Source organism: Sphingobacterium athyrii (genome assembly GCF_003071065.1).
Lineage (GTDB): Bacteria > Bacteroidota > Bacteroidia > Sphingobacteriales > Sphingobacteriaceae > Sphingobacterium > Sphingobacterium athyrii.
In genome coordinates, this window is record NZ_QCXX01000009.1 from 91,701 (window position 1) to 115,514 (window position 23,814).

Genomic DNA, 23,814 nt, shown 5'->3' on the forward strand with positions numbered 1-23,814 from the left:
TTTCTTAATGGTCTTTACGAAGTTATGAAATAATTGAAAAAAAACACCTGAAATCTTAAACTTCAGGTGTTCAAATAGGTAGAAAATACTTTTTTATTTATTCCACCATACTTTGGTGTTGATCACATCATCTCCTTGTTGGGCCAGCGCAGCCTGATAATTTGCTTTATTGGTACTTTGTTCCTTTAACGGGTAAACAAAGCGGCTGGGTATTTCTTTTCCCACTTCTGGTGTAAAGTAATAGCTGACCGTTTCACCATTAATAGTGCCTGTCCAAAGTAGGTCGCCTGCTTTTGTCAGGAATAATGGATATCCCGTTCTTCTGATCTCTGACCACGCTTCGACGCCTTGGTTGAAAAGTGCCAGGTATTTCTGAGTAAGCACGTGCTCTTTGTTCGCTGTGGGAAGTTTGCCGATATAGCTGTTGATATCATCTTGTGATACGCCCCATTTTTCCAGCGATGCTCTGGTTCCTTTTTCATAGTTTGCTTGGTCCCAATTATTATTTTCTGCCAGGATGAAGGCAACTTCGGCGTATTCCATAAGAACTTCGCCATAGTCTGCCGCATTGATCAGGTCACTTGGTAGCGATATTTTATCAACCGGGAACAGATTTCCGGCAGCTAAAGGCAGGCCGTAGGGCTGGCCTATAAATTTCCCATCTGCAGCTGTTGGTTTGGCAAATTTAGCTAACCTTGGATCGGCAATTTTAAAGGGACCGCGGGTGCCTTGAAGGGCTTTAATAAGTACATCGGAGATCGCGAAATCTGTCCGGTTGGCTGTTACTGTAGCCCGGAATAGAGGCGATTCATTGGGTGAGGTCTTCGAATATTTGAATACAGCGTTGTCACTATTGGACGTAAAAACTCCTTTTGCCAGGGCATCGGCAATATGTGCTGAAGCTAAAGCGGCATCTTTGGCCTTGATACGATTGGCTACCCTTAAGCGGAGGGAATTGGCAAATTTTGCCCAGTTTGCATTGGATCCCCTATAGATAATATCAGCGCTGCCGAAGGTTTTATCTGATGAATACTTGAGCAGGGTATCCGCTGCCTGTTGAAGTTCGTTGAGAATATCCTTATAGATTTTTTCCTGACTAGCATATTTGGGCGTAAGATTGTCCGGATCCTGCTGTAAAGCTTGAAAATCAGGGTCTTTATTACCATAAGACTCATAGGGAATATTGCCAAAGACATCGGTCAATGATTGGAAAGCATAAGACTTGAGAATTCTTGCAATGGCAATTTGATTGGCATTGGTGCCGGCTGTCCCTGCTGTGGCGATTGCTCTGGTGCTTTCATCCGTATTGAGTTTGATGATATCATTCAGGTTATTCAGTGATTTGTATGTTGCTGTCCAGTAATTATCCGAATAACTCTGGTCTATTCGGTAGCGGGATTGGTCAGTATAGATATTCTGACTGAAATATTGGGCGAATAACTGCGCTCCCCGAAGATTAATCTCCTCACTCCGTAAGGCATTGACCAACTGTTTCTCCGCAGTAACCAATAGCGTAGGCGTTGGTACCGAAGCCGGACGATTGGGATCGGTATTAATCTCAGCAAATTTAGTTTTGGAACAGGAGGACGCAAAAACTGAGATGCCGATCGTTGCTGTATATAGTATATTTAATAATTTCATTTTTTTTAGAATTTTAGATTCACATTAAAACCATAAGTAACAGGCAGCGGAATAGCTCCGCCTTCGATACCCTGTACATTACCACCGCTGGAGGTGAATTCAGGATCAATGTATTTACTCTTGGTATAGATATTCCAAAGGTTACGGCCATAGACATTGACACCAATATTTTTAATGGTCTTGGTATTGGCTAATTTGAAATTATAGCCCAGTGTCACTTCTCTCAATTTAACATAAGTGGCATCAAAAATAGAAAAAGTGGTTGGACCATTGTATTCATTACGTGCCCATTGCTGTGCAGTGATATTAGTGGTGTTTTGTTCAATATTCTTCACTTCGTACGTTCCGTCACTATGAAAGGTGACATCTCCTTTGACCCCGTCAAGGACAACTCCGGTTTCACGAATATTATTGGCCGCGGTTTTGTCCAGAATGCCGGAATACATGCCGACTTTATAAGTTTGGGAGAAGAAGTTGCCACCGACACGACCTGATACTAAAAATCCCAAGCTAAAGTTTTTGTAACGGAAGCTATTTTGAAAGCCAAAAGTAAAATCAGGTAGAATCGTTCCTAGTGGAACGAGTTGAGAGGTTTTCATGTAAGTTCCATCTGCTTGTACAACCCGTTGACCATTGGAGGCATATACAAAATCATATCCTAAAAATTGTCCATAAGACTCACCTTCTCTTGCGGCCAGTTGCAATAAGGAGTTGCTTAAACTTAGGGTATTCACTTGATCGTCTAACTTGACCACCTTGTTTTTGTTCTTCGCCCAATTGATTGTTGCGTCCCAGCTGAAGTTTTCTGACTTAATCGGTGTTCCATTGAGGACAATTTCAACTCCTTTATTATTGATCTTTCCGGCATTAAGCCATTTACCTTCATACCCAAAGGAAGAGGATACAGGGACCGCTAGAATCTGATTTCTGGAATTATTGTTGTAATAGGTTACATCCAAACCCAATCGGTTTTTTAGTAACTGAACATTAATACCGGTTTCCCAGGAACTTGTACGTTCCGGACGTAATTTGTCATTAGGTTTTATAGATGTTAATGTGTAGGACGGATTACCTTCAAAAGATTGTTGAGCATCATATGCTTTTTCTAGTTGATAAGGATCTGTGTCATTTCCCACGTCGGACCAACCTAGCCGAACTTTACCAAAGCTTAACCAGGGAAGAGTTTTGAGCGCCTCTAGATTGCTGAATACAAAGCTTCCGGCGATAGATGGGTAGGTATAGGACCAGTTTGAAGTAGGAAGTGTCGAGGACCAATCGTTTCGAATGGTCGCATCGAGGTAGAGTAGGTCATTATAGCCCAACGACACACTACCGAAAACAGAAGCAATCCGTTTATGATATTTAAAGTTATCTATTTGAGCTGAAGTTGCATTTTTCAAGTTGTAGTAATTGGGGATAATTAATCCGCCCTGGGTAATGGCATAGTTGTTCTGCGATTTCCTATCTCTGATATTCCCCCCTGCAAAGGCAATGAGTGAAAATTTATCCCAATTTTTCTTGGCTGTTGCAATGAACTCATAATTATATTCATTGAGCTTCCGGTTTGTTTCTTCATATTGGGAAGCACTTCGGGAATATACAGCGATACGGTCCTGTGCTTGGAATGAATAGATATCGCCATGAACTTTCGCTCCCAGCGTTAACCAATTGTTGACAGCATATTCTGCGCCAATATTTCCATAGAAACGGTCCCTGCTATCTTCCATATACGATTCATAGGCTGACCAATAGGGGTTATCAATAAAACGTGTTGCCTCGGCAGCGGGGGTATTTTGCCAGCCGGTACGGTTCCACGCCAGTGGCGTTCCATCTGCCCGTTTGTAATTTTCCAGTATTTTGTAGTCGACTTGAACAGCTCCCCATTGAAATGCTTCAAGGATAATATTTCGGTTAGAAGCGCCGGTCCAGGGACGTCCCAGTGCAGAACTGCGGATATAATTAAAGGTCGAGTTGATTTTTAATTTTCCCAATTGGGTGCCCCCCGAAAAATTAAAAGCATTTCGATGCAAATTTGAATTTGGAGTAGTGCCGGTTACATTTTTGTTTGTGTAAGAAAAACGATAATTGGTATTTCCGCTATTTCCGGCAATTGCGAAATTATTTGTGTTGGCAACTCCGGTTCTGAAGAAATAACTGACGTCATTTTTTGGATAGAGCCAGGGTGAAGGCTTTAGGTAGTTTTCCTCATCTTCGGGATTGAGGTTGTACCACTGTAAAACTGGTGTGCCATCCAATTTTGGTCCCCAGCTCTCATCGGCGGCATAATCTACGATCTTATAATCGGTACCAGCGATATTCTGTGTTTGAAAGCTGGTCGAATAGCCCTGTCCATAGAGATGCTGCCTTTTTGGAAGACGGACAATATTTTCGAAATCGATTCCTGTATTTAAGGAAATTTCCACTTTCTCACCTTTTGAAGCACGCTTAGTCGTAATCATGATAACGCCATTTGCGGCTCTGGAGCCATACAATGCTGCCGCTGTCGCTCCTTTTAGGACAGAGATGTTTTCAATGTCATCCGGATTAAGGTCCTGTATCATGTTTCCGACATCTTTTCCGGCACTTCCATTGATCGTTGAAGTTGAATTGAAATCCGTGTTATCAATAGGCGTGCCATCAACGACATAGAGCGGTTGGTTATTTCCTGCAATTGAATTGATACCCCGAAGCGAAACGTGGGAGGATCCGCCCATGTTGCCACCGGATGTCGTCACTTGAAGACCTGCGACTTTTCCGGAAAGCGCACTGAGCGCATTGGTAGGACGTGTTTGAAGTTCAGTAGACTTGACTTCCTGGACAGCATATCCTAATGATTTCTTTTCACGCGAAATACCCAAGGCGGTTACAACAACTTCATCCAGTTGGGAACTCGTGGGAGAAAGTTGAATTGTCGTAAGTCCGCCGGGATTGGTTTGGACAGTTTTGGGATCAAAACCAATATATTGAACTTGTATACTGATAGAATTCCCATTTGACGGTAATTCAAATAGGCCATTTACATCCGTTTGTACTCGTTTTTTACTTGTAATTTCTGTAATCGTTGCGCCCTGAATGGGCGCGTTGTTGTTGTCGACTACTTTGCCTTTTATGGTGGATTGAGCGTATAGCGTGCCCGTGCTTAAACAAAGCGCTGCCAGTACGACAAAATCTATGTTGTTTTTTGCCATATTAATTTAGTAATAATAATGAGTGGATCTTTTTGTGGTTATAGGAGATTGTTTGAATTTATCTGAAAAACATCTCCTAAAAGCATTCGTTTTACAGGTATATGTATTGCACTGATTTTCATGTGTTAAAAAATGTTAATGCAAATATATAAAATCCACCTGATAACTATACTTTCTTTTTTATTTTTTTGTAATTCTTTGGTCAGAATGCGTAGACTAAATATATCGGCTTGTGGAATGTTCATTATAAATGTAATAGAATACAGACGAAATACATTTATCGCAAAATAAACGCATTGTCTTGATGCAATTACTCCTATAATATGGATTGAATATTCACAAGGCACCTTTGCAGTACAGATTAAGTATCCATAAAGTATTCTTAATGTATCGCTATGGGTACATAAGTTGAATGCTTAAGCAGTACGTTCTTGTTGCTGCATACGTTATATATGTTATAAGGTGAAACTAGGTATAATCAATAAAACATACGGCGGAAGAGTGAATTTCCTTGTGGGTTAACAAGTATAGCATGAAGGCTTAAAATAACACAGGGTATCGCGTTTATGGATACCCTGTGTTATTTTACCGATCAATATCTACTTTATAAATCGCTTCGGCTTCTTTGTCGTCAAATTCCCGGATTTGTTCCATAAGTTTTTGTTTCATCCGGGTAACTATTTGCTGATAGGTGGGATCTTTATAAACATTTTGAAATTCATTCGGATCTTTTTGAAGGTCGAAGAGTTCCCAGCTTTCCACACGTTTATAATACCGGATCAGTTTGTAGCGATCATCTCTGACGCCGAAATGGGGGCTCACCGCATGTTCCCCATTTTCAAAATAATGATAATATAGGTCTTTGCGATGTTCTTTTTTTGTGTTTTTTAGGACATGAACGAATGATTTTCCCTGCATATCACTAGGCTTTTTGATCCTTGCCAACTCGAGGAGAGTGGGCGCGATATCAGCGTTCACCAACTTTGCTTCGATTTTTGTCGCGGGTTTAATCAATGGGGGATAACGCATTAACATGGGTGTCCGGAATGACTCTTCATACATCCAGCGTTTGTCGAACCAACCATGTTCGCCCATATAGAAGCCCTGATCCGAAAGATAGATCACGACAGTATTTTTACTGAGTGATTTTTGATCCAGATAGTCCAATACTTTGCCTATGTTGCGATCCATTGACTGCGCAGTATTGAGATAATCGATCATATAGCGTTTAAACTTCCACTCCGCAAGCTGTTTTCCGGTTAATTTACTGTTTTTGAGCTGTTCGTAGATTGGTCGATAATAAGCAATATAGCTATCTTTTTGCTCTTGGTTCATTCGTTTGAAATTTCCATCGTTCATCATATCTTCCAAAGAGTCGAACATCTTGAGATCATAGGCCATCTTCATATCTTTGTCAATGGACATTTCCTGTAACGCTGCAGCTTGTCTGCTTTGATAATTATCGTAAAATGTTGATGGAACAGTAAAATTCATGGCGTCATAGGTGCCAAAGTCCTTCGGGTCGGGCATCCATGTGCGATGAGTCGCTTTATGACCGATGACCAGACAGAAGGGTTTACTGGAATCCAGCGTATCCAGCCAATTGATAGATTTTTCCGTTACGATATCTGAAACATATCCTTCCGTGCGCTTGCGTCCTTGTTTACTGATGAAATCCGGATTGAAGTAGGTGCCCTGACCCACGAGGATATCATAATAATTGAACCCTTGTAGTTGTTCTCCCAAATGGATCTTTCCGACCCAGGCTGTTTGGTAGCCCACCTGCTGTAACTGTTTGACAAATAAATCTTGGTTGAAGTCAAATTCGGAAGTTTCATTGTCCTTAAATCCATTCTTGTGGCTATACTTGCCTGTCAATAGGGTGGCTCTGGCTGGACCACAAATGGAGTTGTTAACATAGGCATGGTTGAAAATTGCTCCTTCAGACGCAATACGGTCAATGTGCGGCGTTTTGGCATAAGTTGATCCATAGGCACCAATGGTCTGATAGGCATGGTCGTCTGATATAATAATCACGATATTAGGCCTATTTTGCCCCAGTACCTGGCCGCATATGCCCCATAGTATAAGTGCTAAGCAGATAGAGGTTAATTTCATTGTAATAATGGTTTTGTTGTTGATTTTGCTATCCTTTCTTTAAAGATAGAAGATTATTCTATTTTTATAGTTAAAAGTGATAAGTAAATATGATGAATACAAGGTGGATTCGAATGCGAAATGTTGTTGTGACGGCAATGTTTGTTGGATTGTATACCTACGCAGGAGCACAGGAAGTAAGTGTTTTTGTATCCGGTGAAGGCGGTTATAAAAGCTATCGGATACCGGCTATTGTCAAAGATAAACAAGGCCGGTTATTTGCCTTTGCCGAGGGAAGGGTGGATCATGCGGGGGATTTTGGTAATGTAGATATTGTTTATAAAATCAGTCCGGACAATGGTAAAACCTGGGGACCATTGCATGTCGCTGTTGACAATGACCATTTGCAGGTCGGAAATCCTGCTCCCCTGGTCGACTTGTTAGATCCAGCATATCCGAAGGGAAGACTGTTACTTTTTTACAATACTGGTAATAATCATGAAGCAGAGGTGTGTAAAGGTAATGGTTTACGCGAGTGCTGGTCAGTGAGTTCGACAGATGGTGGTAAAACCTGGTCCGATCCGCAGAACATTACACTGCAGACCCATCGTCCCAATCAGCCTTCAGTAAATACACGATATAACTTTCAGGAGGACTGGCGAACTTACGCGAATACACCAGGGCATGCGCTCCAATTTGATTCTGGTAAATATAAAGGACGTATTTATATTCCTGCGAATCATTCCGAAGGAAATCCAAAAGCAAATGGCGAAGACTATTTTGCCCATTCGTATTACTCGGATGATCATGGAAAGACATTCAAAATAGGAGCGAGCGTCAAGTTTGAGGGATCAAATGAGACAATGGCTGCACAAATATCGAATACAGGACTGTATATGAATTCCCGTAACCAGCAAGGTCATGTAAAAGAGCGAATCGTATCGTATTCAAGTGATGGTGGCGTTACTTGGGATACAACTTATTATGATAAAAACCTGCTCGATCCTGTCAATCAGGGTTCTGTGCTTTCCTGGCAGGGGAAAGGCGGATACGTGTTAGCTGTTTGTAATGCAGCAACATCGGACAGAAGAGATAATCTGACGCTGCGGTTGAGTAAGAATCAGGGGAAAACCTGGTATTTCAATCGAGTTGTTGCTAAAGCTCCCGAGGGTGTTAAAGGTGACTATGCGGCTTATTCCGATTTGGTTCTTTTAAATAAAAATAGAATCGGTATTTTATTCGAAAAGGAGAATTATCGAAAGATTGTGTTTGTGCCGGTAAACCTCAAATAGGTACTGTTGATTTAGTACATTGTGCCCCACTTTCTTTCTGATCTATAGTCTAAGAGAAGAAAGTGGGGCATCTGTTTTAGGGTAGCGAGAACTATTTTTTCAGGATAAGTGTTTGCCCATTTTGATAGAGCGTCATCTTATTCTCACTGCGATCAAAAACTATTTTTACACCATATTGAAGCTGCACCAATGTGTTTTTATCCTTTGGTTTCAATTGAAATGCGGGTTGGCCTACAACCTGTCCCAATATTTTGCCGTCATCTTTGGTAATATTGATCTGAATTGGAGGCTGTTCGCTTTTATATTCACCCAGTATGCTCGTGGTTTCCTCATCTGTCAATTGTATTTCTGAAAGATCAGGAAGGGGGAAAGGTTTTTGATACAGTTCACCAAAGCTGAATTTTAGTATTTCATTATTATTATAATTATTGCCGTTGCTGATGAGTGCAACATTATAATTGCCGTCATCAAAATGGCTCGCCACAGAAGAATAACCGTCAATCCCCCCTGTGTGACCGAATCCCCGGCGGTCATAAAATGGCATTTGGAATAGCCCCAGCCCATAGCCGCCAATAATTTTTTTCATCTCTTCAAGGCTGGTGGAATTGATCAGTTTATGGTTAAATAAACCATTAAAAAACTTGACCAGATCTGTTGGGGTAGACCATATTGCTCCAGCGCCAAGAGGAACAGAATTATCCGTATGTGGCTCTAGGTCCCAATCTTGTGTGAATCTATACGACTCGCTAACATCTTTGGCAATATTTTGTGGCCGGCCAAATGTGGTCTGTTCCAATTTTAACGGCTGGCAGATCTGCTGGTTCAATAAAAAAGCATAGTCTTTTTTCCAAACTTTTTCTAAGATGTAAGTCAGCAAAATGTAGTTTGAATTACTATATTCATGTTTACTGCCCGGATCAAACTCAGCGCCACCTTTGATCATACGCTCAACAAGTTCTTTTTCAGTTTGGGCTTTGGTGTTCCATGTTAAATAATCTTTGTCATCAGTGACACTGTGTACCCCGCTACTATGATCAAGCAATTGACGTATCGTTATTTTATCGGCATTTGGAATATCTTTATAAAAGGTAGATAGGGCTTGATTCATTTGCAGTTTCCCTAACTCGATTGTTTTTAATACAAGGGTTGCGGTGAAAGTTTTGGAGATGGAACCGATACCATATCGTGTATTGGTCGTGGCAAGCTTTTGCTGTGCTCTATCAGCGTAACCTATAGCCTTTTGATAAAGTAATTTATCTCCTTTCGCTATTGCAATACTTCCCATCCAGGCGTTTTTTTTATCCATGGCGGACATTAAGCTATCCATTCGGCTAGGATTAAATTCCTGTGCCCGTAGGACCACAATGGAAAGGCCGCTTAATAAAAACAGTAAAATTGATGTTCTTTTCATAATTTTTGTCGGGTTAATCATGGACTTAAATATATAACAAAAAATATAGTAATACAATGGATCCGATGTTTCATTAGACAAAATCAGATGTTTGTCCATAAACAAATAATTATCTAGTTTGGAGCGGGATCAGAAGAGAAGGTGCTGAATGTAATACCAGCAATAGCTTCATACATATAAAAAACACCTGAAGTGGGGAACTTCAGGTGTTTAACCTAACCAATTATTAACCTAAATTTATGAAAAGTATACTTTTTAAAGTATAGAAAACAATGTTCAATATTCATGCCATTTCATTTGTATGTCTTAAGCTGTTTTTCTTTTGTGTTATTTTTGTTACAAAAATAAACTCTAGTTTTTGTTTTGACTATATGTTCTGGCTAAAATTTATTGTTTGGGATAATTGATAAATTATCGGGATTGATTAATGCCATAGGGATATAAACGAAATTTACATCAAAAATGAGTAAGAGCATTTTAGAGAAAGCGATTATAAGAAGGGGGCAGGATGAATAGATCGATTAGAAATATAGTCGAAACAATTCCTTCCATTCCGCGTCAAGATCACCTGCATAAACAGGTTGATGTGCCCGATTATACCAGTAGCGGGCATTCCAGAGATCTCCTTCTTTTCGGTGAAGGTACGCATGTACATGGGCGGCTTCTAAATCATCCAATTGATCAATGAGGTCGTGTGCTGTTTTCCAATCTCCTTTTTTGTCATACCATAATGATTTTTGGACGGCAGACCAGTGATGAACAGGACTGTCCAATAATTGAAATTCTTCTATTGTCATCTTGTTAATTTGCTAATTCTTTACTCCAGATTTCATAAATATTATCTCCTTTTGAGCTCTTTCCACTGTGATGCCATTTAGTATCTTCGAGCTTCCCATCAAAATGAAGTTCTTGACCGACTTTATTGTTGTCTCTTGAAAAGAATAGTATTTTCTCGGTGTAACGATTGTTTTCATAACTGTAGCTTCCGCCCCCTGTTCCGTAAAAACCTTTTTGGGCTGGATTAATAGCAATCCATTGGAAGTAGCCGTCAACTAGGATCTTTATTGTTTTGCGGTCTGCTTTCGGAATCTCATGCATCTTGGCTTCTTGCTTCCTGCCCGTGATTCTCCATAATGCATCTAAATCTTGGACGATGGCTTTCTGCTTGACGAAAAGTTTGTTGGCATCGGGCAACTTGATTTGGATGGCTCCTTTTTCATTTTTAACAGCTAGACTGGTCGTCTTCCCGATATTTGTGCTGTCTTTGGTATCGTATTCAATAGTCACCTCAAGTCTGTCGTCTTGCTGTTGTATGGGGCCGCCCCAAGTATAACCAAATTGCTTTTTGCTGTCATCATAGTCGATCAAGGATAGGTAATGATCTTTGACCAAAATTAAGTTTTTGCTTGTGCCGGTTTGGGAAATATATGCTCCCTCTCCCAATTGGGCCTTAGCTTGAAAATGCAGCATTAGCAGCGAGAAGCATAAGAGTATAATACAGTGTTTCATATCACATTAAGGCTTGTTGTCTTTTAAAGATACGAAATAAAAGTGTTGAACGGTCTATATTAAGTATTATACTAACCAATGGATACGGATCGATTTAAATGGAATGAGCCCGGTGGAATACCGAGCTCATTATATCAAAAACACTGCGTAAATTAGTCCAATTTATTGGGGTCAGTCCAAAAATCAGCCTTTATTTAATCGTGGGATTTATTTGAATTTACTTGCCAACGCGGCTAGTTTACTCGCCATGTCTGTCTCTGGTTCCGCTTGCCGTTTGCCCTCATTTCGTTTATTCTTGGGGACAGCAGGTTTTTCATCTGTTTTCATCGACAGGGCAATGCGGTTGCGTTTTTCATCTACTTCCGTAACGGTGACTGTGACATGTTGTTGAACCTTAACCACCTCATGTGGGTCGGAGATATAGCGGTTGGATAATTGGCTTAGGTGTACCAAGCCATCTTGATGTACACCAATATCGACAAAAGCACCAAAGTTTGTAATGTTGGTAACGATACCGGGAAGTTTCATGCCAATGCGTAGGTCGCCAATGCTATTGACGCCTTCAGTAAATGAAAAAGCTTCAAACTTTTCCCTTGGGTCAAGCCCCGGTTTGGCAAGCTCATTCAGAATATCATTTAATGTTGGTAGCCCAACTTCCTCAGAAATATAGTTTTTCAATGGAATGGATTTTCTTAATTCAGCATCTTTGAGTAAATCTTCTACTTTTTTACCTAAGTCTTTGGCCATTTGCTCAACCAAGGCATAACGTTCAGGGTGTACGGCCGAGGAATCCAGCGGATTGTCCGCATGTCTGATCCGAAGAAAGCCAGCTGCTTGTTCAAACGCTTTGTCTCCGAGACGCGGAACTTTTTTTAGTTCACGCCGTGATGTAAACGGACCATTTTCATTTCTATATTTAATAATCTGTTGTGCCAAGGATGGTCCTAGCCCGGAGACGTACGATAGAATTTGTTTGGATGCCGTGTTCAATTCCACACCTACAGCGTTTACGCAGCTGATGACAGTATCGTCCAAAGACGTCTGCAGTTTATTTTGGTCTACATCATGTTGATACTGCCCTACGCCTATTGACTTGGGGTCAATTTTGACAAGTTCAGCCAGTGGATCCATTAATCTCCTTCCGATTGATACGGCACCACGTACTGTAATATCGTGGTCAGGAAATTCTTCGCGGGCTGTATCTGATGCTGAATAGATAGAAGCTCCACTTTCATTGACCATCACAATAGTGACGTTATCGAGCCCCAGTTTTTTGATAAAATCTTCAGTTTCACGTCCCGCAGTGCCGTTGCCGATCGCAATGGCTTGAATATCATGTTTTGATACCAGATATTTGATCGTCTTTTGTGCTTCGGCAAGCCCGTTTGCACCATTGTGTGGAAAAATAGCCGTGTTTTCTTTGAGCTGACCTTGTTCATCCAATACAACGGTTTTACATCCTGTTCGGAAGCCGGGGTCTATTGCGAGTAGTCTCTTCTGTCCCAATGGTGCTGCTAAAAGTAACTGGCGAACATTGTCTGCAAAAACTTTAATCGCTTCTTCATCTGCTTTTTGACGGGTCAACACGCGAATTTCTGTTTCCATAGATGGTTTCAATAGCCGCTTATAGCTGTCTGTCAATGCTAATTTCACTTGTGAAGCCGCCTCGTTGGAAGCTTTAATATAAATAGATTCAATGGTTGGGAGAATATCTTCTTCATTGATGTCAATATCCAGATAAAGCAATTCTTCTTTTTCACCACGGCGCATCGCCAAAACACGATGGGAGGGAGCATCTTTTAATGGCTCTGACCATTCGTAATAATCTTTATATTTAATCGCTGCTTCCTCCTTTCCGGGAACTACTCTCGATACAAATTCTCCTTTTTCTAGGAATATTGCCCTCGATTTAGATCGTACGGTAGCATCTTCAGCAATAATTTCAGCAATGATATCACGTGCCCCAGCTAAAGCTTCTTCAGCATTTTTAACTCCTTTTTCCTCGTCGATCAACGAACTTGCAAGTGTCAGAAAATCAGCCTTGTCTTGGGCCAAAAGGAGGTCTGCCAAAGGCTGCAGTCCTTTTTCGCGGGCAACGCTGGCTCTTGTTTTGCGCTTTGGCTTATAAGGTAGGTAAATATCTTCCAGATTTGCCATAGTCTCGGCAGTCATAACTTGCTGTTCAAGTTCTGCTGTCAATTTTCCTTGATCATTGATGGATTTTAATACAGCTTCTTTGCGCTTGTCCAGTTCCCTTAACTGTTGGGAACGATCTCTGATATTGGTGATTTGAACTTCATCCAGGCTGCCGGTCATCTCTTTACGATAACGGGAAATAAATGGAACGGTGGCGCCCTCGTCTAATAGTTCAATTGTCGTGCGAACTTGTTTTTCGCTTATGGATAGCTCGTTAGCAATAGTAGTTTCGTGTGATAATAAGCTCATTATTGGTTTACTTTAAAAAGGAAAGCTGTTGAATAACGATTCAACAGCTCTATTAAATATCTAATTGTAAATTAATGTAATAAGGTTAAGCAGGTTTGTTGGTGTTATCCTGTTCTGAAGGTTTCTTTTCTTCGCCTTCGTTATTTTTGCCCTCAGCAAAGTGGTCATTATATCCGTAGGTGATATGAGAAGGTTCTTCTCCGTAATCTAATTGCTTATGTGGATTGTGCTCCACAACTCCTGCCGGAGTTGAAAATTCATATTTTTTCTTTGCTGGTTCGGATTCCGTGTTTTCAGCTGTTTCCACAGCTTGGTTCTCTTGTTCAGCTTTCGCTTGCTCTTCCGCAACTTTTACTTCATTTGGAACGGTCTCCTCTTTGACCTCTGTCTTCGTGTCTATGTCTTTTTCGAAATTATTGATCTGATCTGAAATCTCACGTTTGATGCCTTCAGATGCATCTTTGAATTCTCGTATCCCTCTTCCTAAACCTCTGGCCAATTCAGGAAGCTTCTTGCCACCAAAAAGTAACAAGATCGCAAACACGATTAAAATCATCTCCTGTGTTCCGATGTTTAGGAATGTTATTACTGGATTGTACATACTCTTTTCCTCTTCTTTTGATTACTAACTAGATGCTAAGTTACATTTATATTTCTATAGTTCTTAGACTAACGGGCAAATTTAAGATAATTTTAAGGTATTTGAAACATAAAAATTACTTAACAAGGGGTAGGTACTTTCAGGGTAAATTTTGTTATATTTTTGCTAAATATTTTTTAATATGACGATAGATCGGAAATAACTTCGTATTTTCGTGCCTATTTTTTGAGGAATTGATTATGTTGGGAAAATTTAAAACATTCAAGCCGTATTATAAAAGTACAATTGTATTGGCTGGGCCGGTTGTCATTTCACAGCTCGGACATACATTGGTACATACCGCCGATAGCGTTATTGTCGGACATTTTGCTGGAACGATTCCATTGGCTGCCGTGTCCTTGGTGAATGCAGTTTTTATGATTGTTATGGTCGTTGGATTGGGAATTGCTTATGGTATCACGCCATTGATTGCGCAGGAAAACGGCCGCGATAACAGGAAGGAATGTGCGGTATTATTGTCCAATAGTTTCTGGTTGAATATTATTACGGGAGTATTACTATTTTGTTTGGTTTATTTTGGATCGATGCTCGCAATAGATCATTTGAACCAGGATCCGGCTGTTGTAAAAGAAGCGAAACCTTATTTACTTATCTTAAGTCTTTCCATGTTACCATTAATGGTATTCAGTACATTTAAGCAATTTGCCGAAGGTTTGGGATTTACTAAACAGGCTATGAACGTAACGATATGGGGAAATGTTCTCAATATTATCTTAGCCATCATCTTCGTCAAGGGAATGTTCGGAATTACGCCGATGGGGGTGAAAGGTGTTGGGTACAGTACGTTGATTGACCGTATCTTGATGATGTCAGTGATGATGACCTACGTATTGCGTTCGAAGAAGTTCAATGGTTATATACAACATTTTAAAATTACAGTCATAGATCGGGTAAGATTGGGGAAAATATTGCGGATCGGAGCTCCGGTCGCGATGCAATATGTTTTTGAAATCGGTGCGTTTGCAGGAGCATCATTATTGGCGGGGACAATTAGTGCTACCGCACAGGCTTCTCATCAGGTCGCTATTCAGCTCGCGGCGATGACATATATGATGGCAAGTGGTATTGCTGCTGCGGCAACAATTAAAGTGGGCAATAGCTATGGGAATAGAAATCTGTTCCGCTTGGAGCGCTTTGCGATCACGTCCTATCAGTTGGTTTTGCTTTTTATGTTGATTACTGCTTCTTTGTTTGCAATTTTTAATAATTACTTGCCGTACATTTTTACCTCGGATAAAGCAGTGGTTGTTATCGCAGCTCAATTGCTGATCATTGCAGGTCTTTTTCAGCTATTTGATGGTACACAAGTTGTTGGATTGGGGGTTTTAAGAGGTATGGGTGATGTTAATATTCCAACGATCATCACTTTTGTCGCCTATTGGATAATCGGATTGCCTAGTGGTTATGTGATGGGGATACTCTTTGATTGGGGTATTAAGGGCATTTGGTATGGGCTTACTTTAGGCTTATTGACTTCTTCGCTTTTACTTTATTTTCGCTTCCAATTGGTCATCAAGAAAAAGAAACTCCAGTTTGAAAATAGTAAACTATAAAACGTAACATAGGAGAAGTCCCTATCAAGTACGTGGAGTATGCCGAAAGTAGCATATTTGAGATGTAACCGTATAGAATATGGTTAAAAGAAAAAAGTGGCTATTCAAAAGTTATACAAAAGCTTTTGGATAGCCACTTTTTTATAACGACGTTGTCGTCTTTAAATTTCTCTGTTGCTATCCCAGTGTTCGAGATAGTCCGCAACCCGTTTTAAGAATGTGCCGCCTAAGGCGCCATCTATTGCACGATGATCGTAGGATAGTGAAAGATACATCATATGTCGGATTCCGATCATATCGCCGTATTCAGTTTCAATCACCGCGGGTTTTTTTGTTATGGTGCCGACCGCTAATATCGCAGCTTGAGGTTGATTGATAATCGGCGTTCCCATAATATTGCCAAAGGCACCAATATTGGTAAATGTAAATGTCCCGTCTTGGGTATCATCAGGTTTTAATTTATTGGCGCGTGAGCGTTGTGCAAGGTCATTAACCGATTTGCTCAACCCCACTAGGCTCAGTTGATCGGCATTTTTTATTACCGGGACAATAAGATTACCATTGGGCAACGCTGCCGCCATACCGATATTGATATTTTTCTTTTTGATAATATTGTAACCGTCTATCGATATATTAACCAAAGGGAAGTCTTTTAGCGCCTTGGTAATTGCTTCTATAAACAATGGTGTGAACGTTATATTTTCTCCCTCACGTTTTTTATAGGCGTCTTTTACTTTATTGCGCCAAAGAACGAGGTTTGTTACATCTGCTTCCACAAATGAACAGACATGTGGGGATACCTGAACGCTCCTGACCATGTGGTCAGAGATCAAGCGACGCATACGGTCCATTTCAATAATTTCATCATGACCGTTTACCACTGTATGGACAGTTGTCGTTGGAACAGTTTGTAGCGGTTCATCCTTGATAATGGGAGCGTTCTCCGCTTTTGAATGATCTATATTTTGGCGTGCCCCTCGATTGGAAACATAAGATAGAATGTCCTCTTTCGTCACCCGACCTTCAGCTCCGGTACCTTGGATACGATCTAGCTCTCCGAGAGATAGTCCCTCGTGACGGGCTATGTTTTTTACCAACGGTGAATAAAAACGAGTCGTGTGCTCGTAATGAACCGGAGTAATTTCTTCTTTAGGACTCTCTAATTGATCCATACCTGGTATTTCCAGATCGGCACCTTCGTCTGAGTCTGTAGCTTGATCCTTTGGACTTTCCTCCGCTTGAACGGCTGATTCACTTGTTTCGTTATTTCCTTCTACTTCTATAATTGCAACGACATCTCCAACCTGTACGATTTGGTCTGTGGTATAAAGTTGTTCCTTCAAAATACCTTTTACAGGAGAAGGTACTTCCGAATCAACTTTATCTGTTGCGATTTCCAATAAAGTGTCATCTTCTTCAATCAGGTCACCTGGTTGTTTTAACCATTTGGTAATTGTTGCTTCCGATACACTTTCTCCCATTTTTGGAAGTAAGAGTTTATATAAAGCCATATTTTTTAGCAATCTCGTTATAGAAAAACGAAGTTAATTAAATTGTGGTTTACTTTCAACAATTTAAAATATTATTCCTCAAAAAACGATTTTATTGAAATATTATTTTACGTTTATCCGATTCTTATACTTCTTCTTTCACAAGCAGTTTCCAAAGTAGAAGAAGGGCATTCATGCGCGTGCGCTCGATATTGACGAGTCTGTCATTGTTGAATTGAAACTTTTTTGTGATAATTTCTTTTTTTCCGGCTACTGCAATCCATACAGTTCCCACAGGTTTGTCCACGGATCCTCCCCCTGGACCTGCTATCCCAGTGGTGGCAATGGCATAATCGGTACTGAATTTTGCTTTTGCTCCAGCTGCCATTTCAATGGCAGTTTGTTCACTGACTGCCCCAAATTGATTTAAAGTCGTCTCTTTGACTGCCAATAATTGTTGTTTTAGCTGATTGGAATAGGGGATAGTACCACCGACGAAGATCTCGCTGCTACCCGGATTGGCAGTTAATGACGCCGCCAAACTACCTCCGGTACAGCTTTCCGCAGTAGTCAGTGTAAGTTGCTGTTGCGTAAACTCCTTGATCAAATAGGCTTCAATAGTCGTGTCATAATCCGCAATGGCATGATTTTTTAATCGATTCAGAAGTTTGCTCTTAAAGAGCTTTACTTCTTGTATGATATCCGATTTGTTTTTGCTCTTTCCGGAAAGCCGTAGGCGAATAAAAGCCAAAGTAGGCAAGTAGGCCAATTTAATGGTTGAGGGAAGTTCTTCTTCAATATCCTTTATTTCTTCTGCCAGATAGGATTCTCCAATACCACCGACGAGTATTGTCTCGTGATGGATGAATATATCTTTACTTTGCTGTTCGAGTAACGGAAAGACGCGTTTTTCCATCAAATGTTTCATTTCAAATGGAACACCGGGCATAAAAATATAATGCTTTTGTTCTTTTGAAACTAACATGCCCGGAGCTGTGCCGTAGTCGTTGAACAATATTTCACAGTTTGCCAATACATCCGCTTGCTGTCGATTAATCTCCAACATTTCTAGATTACGGGCTTCAAAGAAACTGGTGACATGCTGAAGTACTTTTTCATCCCGAATTAAGGTTGTACCAAAATATTTGGCAGCGGTATTTTTAGTAACATCGTCTTTAGTCGGGCCGAGTCCGCCTGTAATTAAAATCAAATCAGCTCTTGCGGAAGCACTTTTTAATGTATTGAAAATAGCGTCCTCTGTATCGGGAATGGATGTCATCTGGACAATGTCAATTTCGAATTTTCCTAATTGTTGTGCAATCCAGCTGGAATTGGTATCGATAATCTGGCCTATAAGAATCTCGTCTCCAATGGTGATAATTTCTGCTTTCATAGTATAAACTTACATAAAATTACGGATCAACTATAGGCTAAAATTGTTTTGATAAGAAGGAGTTTAAAATGAATGCTTTCGAGTGCAATGGAAGTGAATCTAGTATAGGAACTTAGGTAAGTGGAATAAAAAAAGCGGTTATTTTAAAAATAACCGCCTCCAGAACTTGCTCTTTTTGTCAGTTTGAGGTCTTGCAAGATGGATGCCTTCGCTCGAATGGTGACATTATAACTTCGATATCGTCCGAATGGCATCCAACCAAAGGACATATCCCAACAGTGTAAATCTCGATAGATATTAAATGAAGTCATGACAACTTCTTTTTGTTTGAAATCGTAGCCGGATTGAAAGGTGACTTTCCATTTAGGTGTAACACTGAAATCGCCATGCAAATTCAATGTACTCGTAATCTGGTTGTCCATGCGTCTGGTACTTGAATTAAAAAACTTGGACATGTTGAAACTGAATGAGGCAGCCAGATTCCAAGGAATGTTAAAATCCACAAAAGCATTCGGATCGGAACTAATCCGTGCTAAAGCCTGTGCTTGCTCCGGAGTCATTCCGGCACCAGACATTTCTTTTCTCAACGAATCAATATTGTTATTACGTGATTTGGCAGCTTTTGGATTTAAACTATAGTCAAAGGATAAACCAAAATTTGTCAGGCGGGCCAAACTTCCATCTTTGATCGCATATCTGTTGATACGGACACCATTATCGTCTACAGAATAGGGGTCAAAGGTACCATTGAAGTTGACGTTCATCTTCTGATCGAAAAAAGCTGTCCGGCCGGAAAAAGTTATCGGAGACAGTTTCAATGAATCTGCTACGAAATTGTAATTTCCGCTAAAGGTTAACCCCTGAAGAATTGGGATCTTTTTGAAACCGCCGTCGGTGGTGTCAGATTTGCTTTTTACCTTGGCCTCAATGTTGTTGTCAATTGAGAAGCCGATACCTGCGGATTTTCCGGCAGAAGGTGAGCCATACACACCCTGAGCAAAGATAGAATAAACATTGCGATTGCCGTATTGGTCATTATAATGCTGGTAGAATCCATAACGCGGATCCGAAAAATCGGGTCTGTAATTTAAATTAATTGAAGGGGTAACAACGTGTCTGATCGCTTCAATTTTTCCGATCTTTGGATACATACCGTAGATTTTTGTTGAAAGACCAGTAGATATGGAGTAATCATAAGCACGATTAAATCCCTGTAGTGTATCGAGCCGCTGTCTATAACCTGATGGGGTGTTATCAATACGTTGTCTTGTGCTTTGTAAATACCACCGTTCGGTATAATTTACACTTGTGTTAAATTGGAAATATTTAAACGCATTAAGTGAGAGACTGATGGGGATATTATGCTGGAAACCATTTTGAAATCTTTTGAAGCCTCCTGACGAGAAAAGCAGTGAATCTGCTGTGTTAACTGTATTTTGTGCCTGGAAGCTATAGCCAACATTAATTCGTTGATACCACTTTTGTTCGCCTACGCGATCCTTACTGTCAAAAGGATTGAATGAGGATACGTTTAAACTTATGTTGGGTAGGCTCAATTGAATGCTTCTTGTTGCCATATCCTGACTATGTGTTAAACTGGCCGTTAAGTTTACTTTTCCATCGGCAAATACTTTTCCATAACTAATGGACGAACCCATTCTGTTACGGGCTAAATTCTCGTAACTATTTTGTACACTACCTGTACCCGTATTTTGGAAGAACGATGTTGTACCGAAGTTTACACTCGCGGAGAAGGATGTCCCAGGATTAGCTTCCTGACGTTGGGTATGGTTCCAGGTTACATTGAAATCTTTATTTGAACCATAATTATCGGTACCTTCCACACCGACTTTGGTATTGGCGTAGCGTATATTAAATCCACCATTGTACTTGTAATTGACTGTATATCGAGTGTTTACTGAAGCTTCCCAAGATCCTTTCGAATACAAAGATCCTCTGATCTCGCTATCCCAATAATCGTTGAAGGCTAAATACCAACCAATGTCACGCATGGAAAAGCCCCTCGTATAGTCCTCTCCAAAAGAGGGGAAAAGAAATCCCGAGGCTCTTTTATCTGGCTTTGGGAAAAATGCAAAGGGGAAAGCCACAGGCATAGGTACCCCCATTACTACTAAGTAAGCCGGACCTGAAATAATCTGATTTTTGGTCACTATCCCTTTCGAGATATGTATTCCGAAATGGGTATGTGGCTGTGGGAGGTTACAAGTACTGTATAGCCCCTTATAGATTGACATCTCATCATAGATATTTTTTCGGACGATATTGGCTTGGATAAAGCCTCCATCGACCTCAGTCATAATACCATAGGTGTTTCCTTCCTGTTTCTCATAATCATAATAAAGTGAATCTACGGTTTTGGGTGATTCACCATTACCCATAATGACAATAGGACGTCCTACATATTTACCGCTTTTATCATATATCCCCGACGCAAAGATCTTTTTCTGATTGCGGTCAAGACGGATGTAATCAGCCGAAAGCTCAAAATCCTGATACTTTACTTTTGCTCCGCGATATAAATGACTAATATTCTTTGCTACTTCCGATTTTTGAGAATCAACAGCAATAATGCTGACTTCCGCCTGCAGCCCGCTGCCTTTTTTCTTGGCGGTGTCTTGAACGGATTTGGTAGAATCTACAGGCTTAATTTTTGTTGTATCCTGCAGTTTACTGTTCGCCGAGACAGCGTCCTTACTTTGAAGTCCGTTCTGTTTTAATGGAATATTGCTCTGAGCCAACGTTGAATTGCTCGTTGCAAGAATGATAAATAGTGTTAAAATGTTGATTAACGACTTCAAAATTAAAGACAAATGTTATTTTTGTGAAATAATGTTAAACTTCGAAGGACAAAATTAGTCAAAAAACAAATAGAAAATATGTTAAATATCGTTATCTATTAAAGAAATAATATTGACTCATTTTGTATCGTTTATAGTAGAGCAAATAATTATTCAATGAAATCAGATTTAAGAATTAGAAAATGGTGTAGCATTATAGTTGCTACTTTGGGATTTTTTTTATTGAATTCTTTCAAATTAAACAACGGCCAACCCGAGCCACCTGACTATCAGATCAAGACTATTGTTATTGATGCTGGGCATGGTGGAAAAGATACTGGAGCACAGGGCCGTCGATCCCTGGAAAAAAATGTAGCTTTAGATGTCGCACTAAAGCTCGGAAGGCAAATTCAAAAAGATATTCCAGGGGTAAAAATCATCTATACGCGCACGACAGACGAATTTGTGGAATTATATAAGCGTATTCGTCTAGCAAACGCAAATAAAGCGGATCTGTTTATTTCGATTCACTGTAACTCTGGTGGCTCCAGTGCTCATGGAACAGAAAGCTTAGTGTCAGGTTCCCATCGTCTAGGACAGCAGGATGCTGCCGTTCGAGAAAATGCATCACTTTTGCTGGAATCGAATTACAAAGAAAACTATCAGGGATTTGATCCAAAAGATCCCGAAAGTGCAATTATTTTCTCATTGATGAAAAACAGATTCCGTGAAAAAAGTATCCGCCTGGCACAAATGATTGAAGGTGAGTATGTAAAAGCAGGAAGACATAGTCGAGGATTCTGGGAAAAAGGTTTAGCTGTACTTGCTGAAGCAGGTATGCCAGCTGTCTTGACAGAAATTGGATTTATCAGCAATAGGGAAGAAGAGAGTTATCTATTGTCAGAGACAGGACAACAAGAAATTGTCGATAATTTGGTTTCGGCTTTAAAAATTTATAAAAATTCAGTAGAACGCTAAACAGATTTGCTTTTGTACTGTTTTAAACTTATATTAATGATGCATTACAAAAGAAATAATTTGTGAAAATATCAAACGAAACAAAAGTCGGCATATTAGCAACCGTTGCGATCGCGCTATTATTTATTGGGTACAGTTTTCTAAAAGGAAACGACGTTTTCAGTAGCGATAATACTTTTTATACGACTTATAGCACAGTCGATGGATTAACATCTTCCAAACCGGTTTTAGTGAATGGTTATCAAATAGGCAGGGTGTCAAAAATGACCTTGCAACCAGATGGTAAAATAAAAACAGAATTTAAGATCCATTCCCATTACGATATTCCTAAAAATACCATCGCCCGAATTTCAAGCACAGATTTATTGGGTAGCAAGGCGATTGTATTTGAAATGGGTAATAGTACGGACATGGCCAAGGATGGTGATTTTCTTAATTCAGGTGTGCAGCCCAATATTATGGACAAGGTCGAGCCGATTCAAAAGCGTATAGAGACCATTACGATTAAGCTGGATTCTACACTTTCCGTAGTTAATACAGTTCTGGATAAGCAATTCCAGGATGATTTTAAAAGCAGTATCCATAGTATTTCAACCTCGTTGAAGAATGTAGAAGGGATTACAAAAGATGTGGAAGGCTTGGTTGGAGATGAGAAGGGACGATTGAATAGGATCATGGCAAACCTGGAATCCATCACATCCAATTTCGCACAAAATGGTGAAAAAATAAATTCAATCATGGCTAATCTAAATAATATTACAGACAAAGCAGCGCGATTGGATTTTGAACAAACTATGAATAAGGTAAATGCAACAATGGCCGATTTTCAGAACATCACGAGTAAGATAAACAGTGGTAAGGGATCGATAGGCTTGTTGCTCAATGACGAAGAATTATACAACAACCTGAATAATGCATCAAAAGAGATGGATAATCTGATGAAAGATGTCAAGGAGAAACCTGGTAAATATATCAAGCTTTCTATTTTTGGAAAAAAAGGTGAAAAATAGATTTCGTTTATTGGATATAGTTAATAATACAAAAAGCCTGCAATTTGCAGGCTTTTTGTATTTAAGACTTCTTTAGCAAGTGAAGTTGGCTCGCTCTGCTGGTACTTAACTTATTACCAAGTTGATACCATGTCCAATATTAAAACCCTATTAATACTTTTTTTATAGGGTATTAACAGAACCTTAATAGGGATATACCCCTGTTAACCCCCTGTTATACCCCTGTAAACCCCCTGTAATATCGCCGTTAATAGATAGGCAGGTATTAATCAGTGGTTAACATGCTCTTTCATTATGCAAAATGATCGAAAAAGATTGATGAAATAGATTACATCCATTCGGATGGTC

15 protein-coding genes are annotated in these 23,814 nt (G+C 40.0%); 4 read left to right on the forward strand and 11 right to left on the reverse strand.

Annotation, left to right across the window (positions count from 1 at the left end):
* Nucleotides 1-93 precede the first annotated feature (93 nt).
* The 3 genes from DCO56_RS25215 to DCO56_RS25225 form a co-directional block, all read right to left on the reverse strand.
* The gene (locus tag DCO56_RS25215; protein ID WP_108636467.1) at nt 94-1,641 is read right to left on the reverse strand and encodes a SusD/RagB family nutrient-binding outer membrane lipoprotein; all 1,548 of its coding nucleotides are present in this window, start codon (nt 1,639-1,641) and stop codon (nt 94-96) included.
* A gap of 5 nt (nt 1,642-1,646) precedes the next feature.
* Nucleotides 1,647-4,829: a SusC/RagA family TonB-linked outer membrane protein gene (locus DCO56_RS25220; protein WP_108636468.1), complete on the reverse strand. Its 3,183-nt coding sequence runs from the start codon at nt 4,827-4,829 to the stop codon at nt 1,647-1,649.
* Nucleotides 4,830-5,414: 585 nt separating this feature from the next.
* The gene (locus DCO56_RS25225) at nt 5,415-6,947 is read right to left on the reverse strand and encodes a sulfatase family protein (RefSeq protein ID WP_108636469.1); all 1,533 of its coding nucleotides are present in this window, start codon (nt 6,945-6,947) and stop codon (nt 5,415-5,417) included.
* 89 nt (nt 6,948-7,036) lie between these two features.
* Between DCO56_RS25225 and DCO56_RS25230 the strand changes: the two genes are divergently transcribed.
* Nucleotides 7,037-8,218: a sialidase family protein gene (locus DCO56_RS25230; RefSeq protein WP_108636470.1), complete on the forward strand. Its 1,182-nt coding sequence runs from the start codon at nt 7,037-7,039 to the stop codon at nt 8,216-8,218.
* 91 nt (nt 8,219-8,309) lie between these two features.
* On the opposite strand, the gene DCO56_RS25235 is transcribed toward DCO56_RS25230, so the two are convergent.
* The 5 genes from DCO56_RS25235 to DCO56_RS29930 form a co-directional block, all read right to left on the reverse strand.
* Nucleotides 8,310-9,629 (reverse strand): serine hydrolase domain-containing protein, encoded by a 1,320-nt coding sequence (locus DCO56_RS25235; protein WP_165308838.1) that lies wholly within the window; start codon nt 9,627-9,629, stop codon nt 8,310-8,312.
* 521 nt (nt 9,630-10,150) lie between these two features.
* On the reverse strand, nt 10,151-10,426 hold the full coding sequence (locus DCO56_RS25240) for a hypothetical protein (RefSeq protein ID WP_108636472.1): 276 nt from the start codon (nt 10,424-10,426) through the stop codon (nt 10,151-10,153).
* A gap of 4 nt (nt 10,427-10,430) precedes the next feature.
* Nucleotides 10,431-11,138 (reverse strand): hypothetical protein, encoded by a 708-nt coding sequence (locus DCO56_RS25245; RefSeq protein ID WP_146191136.1) that lies wholly within the window; start codon nt 11,136-11,138, stop codon nt 10,431-10,433.
* A gap of 207 nt (nt 11,139-11,345) precedes the next feature.
* Nucleotides 11,346-13,583: a Tex family protein gene (locus DCO56_RS25255; protein WP_108636474.1), complete on the reverse strand. Its 2,238-nt coding sequence runs from the start codon at nt 13,581-13,583 to the stop codon at nt 11,346-11,348.
* Nucleotides 13,584-13,668: 85 nt separating this feature from the next.
* A complete protein-coding gene (locus DCO56_RS29930; protein WP_108636475.1) occupies nt 13,669-14,184 on the reverse strand; it encodes a Sec-independent protein translocase subunit TatA/TatB in 516 nt (171 codons plus the stop codon).
* Nucleotides 14,185-14,423: 239 nt separating this feature from the next.
* Here DCO56_RS29930 and DCO56_RS25265 point away from each other — a divergent pair, with 239 nt between their 5' ends.
* On the forward strand, nt 14,424-15,797 hold the full coding sequence (locus DCO56_RS25265; RefSeq protein WP_108636476.1) for an MATE family efflux transporter: 1,374 nt from the start codon (nt 14,424-14,426) through the stop codon (nt 15,795-15,797).
* A gap of 161 nt (nt 15,798-15,958) precedes the next feature.
* Here the strand turns inward: DCO56_RS25265 and DCO56_RS25270 are convergent, their stop codons facing one another.
* The 3 genes from DCO56_RS25270 to DCO56_RS25280 all read right to left on the reverse strand — a co-directional run bounded on the left by DCO56_RS25270 (nt 15,959) and on the right by DCO56_RS25280 (nt 21,499).
* Nucleotides 15,959-17,308, reverse strand: a complete 1,350-nt coding sequence (locus DCO56_RS25270) for a dihydrolipoamide acetyltransferase family protein (protein WP_108636477.1) — start codon at nt 17,306-17,308, stop codon at nt 15,959-15,961.
* A 124-nt stretch (nt 17,309-17,432) separates the two neighbouring features.
* Nucleotides 17,433-18,680, reverse strand: a complete 1,248-nt coding sequence (locus tag DCO56_RS25275) for a competence/damage-inducible protein A (RefSeq protein ID WP_108636478.1) — start codon at nt 18,678-18,680, stop codon at nt 17,433-17,435.
* A 143-nt stretch (nt 18,681-18,823) separates the two neighbouring features.
* On the reverse strand, nt 18,824-21,499 hold the full coding sequence (locus DCO56_RS25280) for a putative LPS assembly protein LptD (protein ID WP_245935914.1): 2,676 nt from the start codon (nt 21,497-21,499) through the stop codon (nt 18,824-18,826).
* Between the two features lie 156 nt (nt 21,500-21,655).
* Here DCO56_RS25280 and DCO56_RS25285 point away from each other — a divergent pair, with 156 nt between their 5' ends.
* Both DCO56_RS25285 and DCO56_RS25290 read left to right on the forward strand, forming a co-directional pair.
* Nucleotides 21,656-22,456, forward strand: a complete 801-nt coding sequence (locus tag DCO56_RS25285) for an N-acetylmuramoyl-L-alanine amidase family protein (protein ID WP_108636480.1) — start codon at nt 21,656-21,658, stop codon at nt 22,454-22,456.
* 62 nt (nt 22,457-22,518) lie between these two features.
* Nucleotides 22,519-23,466 carry an MlaD family protein gene (locus tag DCO56_RS25290; RefSeq protein WP_108636481.1) on the forward strand — a complete coding sequence of 316 codons (948 nt, stop codon included), beginning with the start codon at nt 22,519-22,521 and terminating at the stop codon, nt 23,464-23,466.
* The last annotated feature ends 348 nt before the right edge of the window (nt 23,467-23,814 follow it).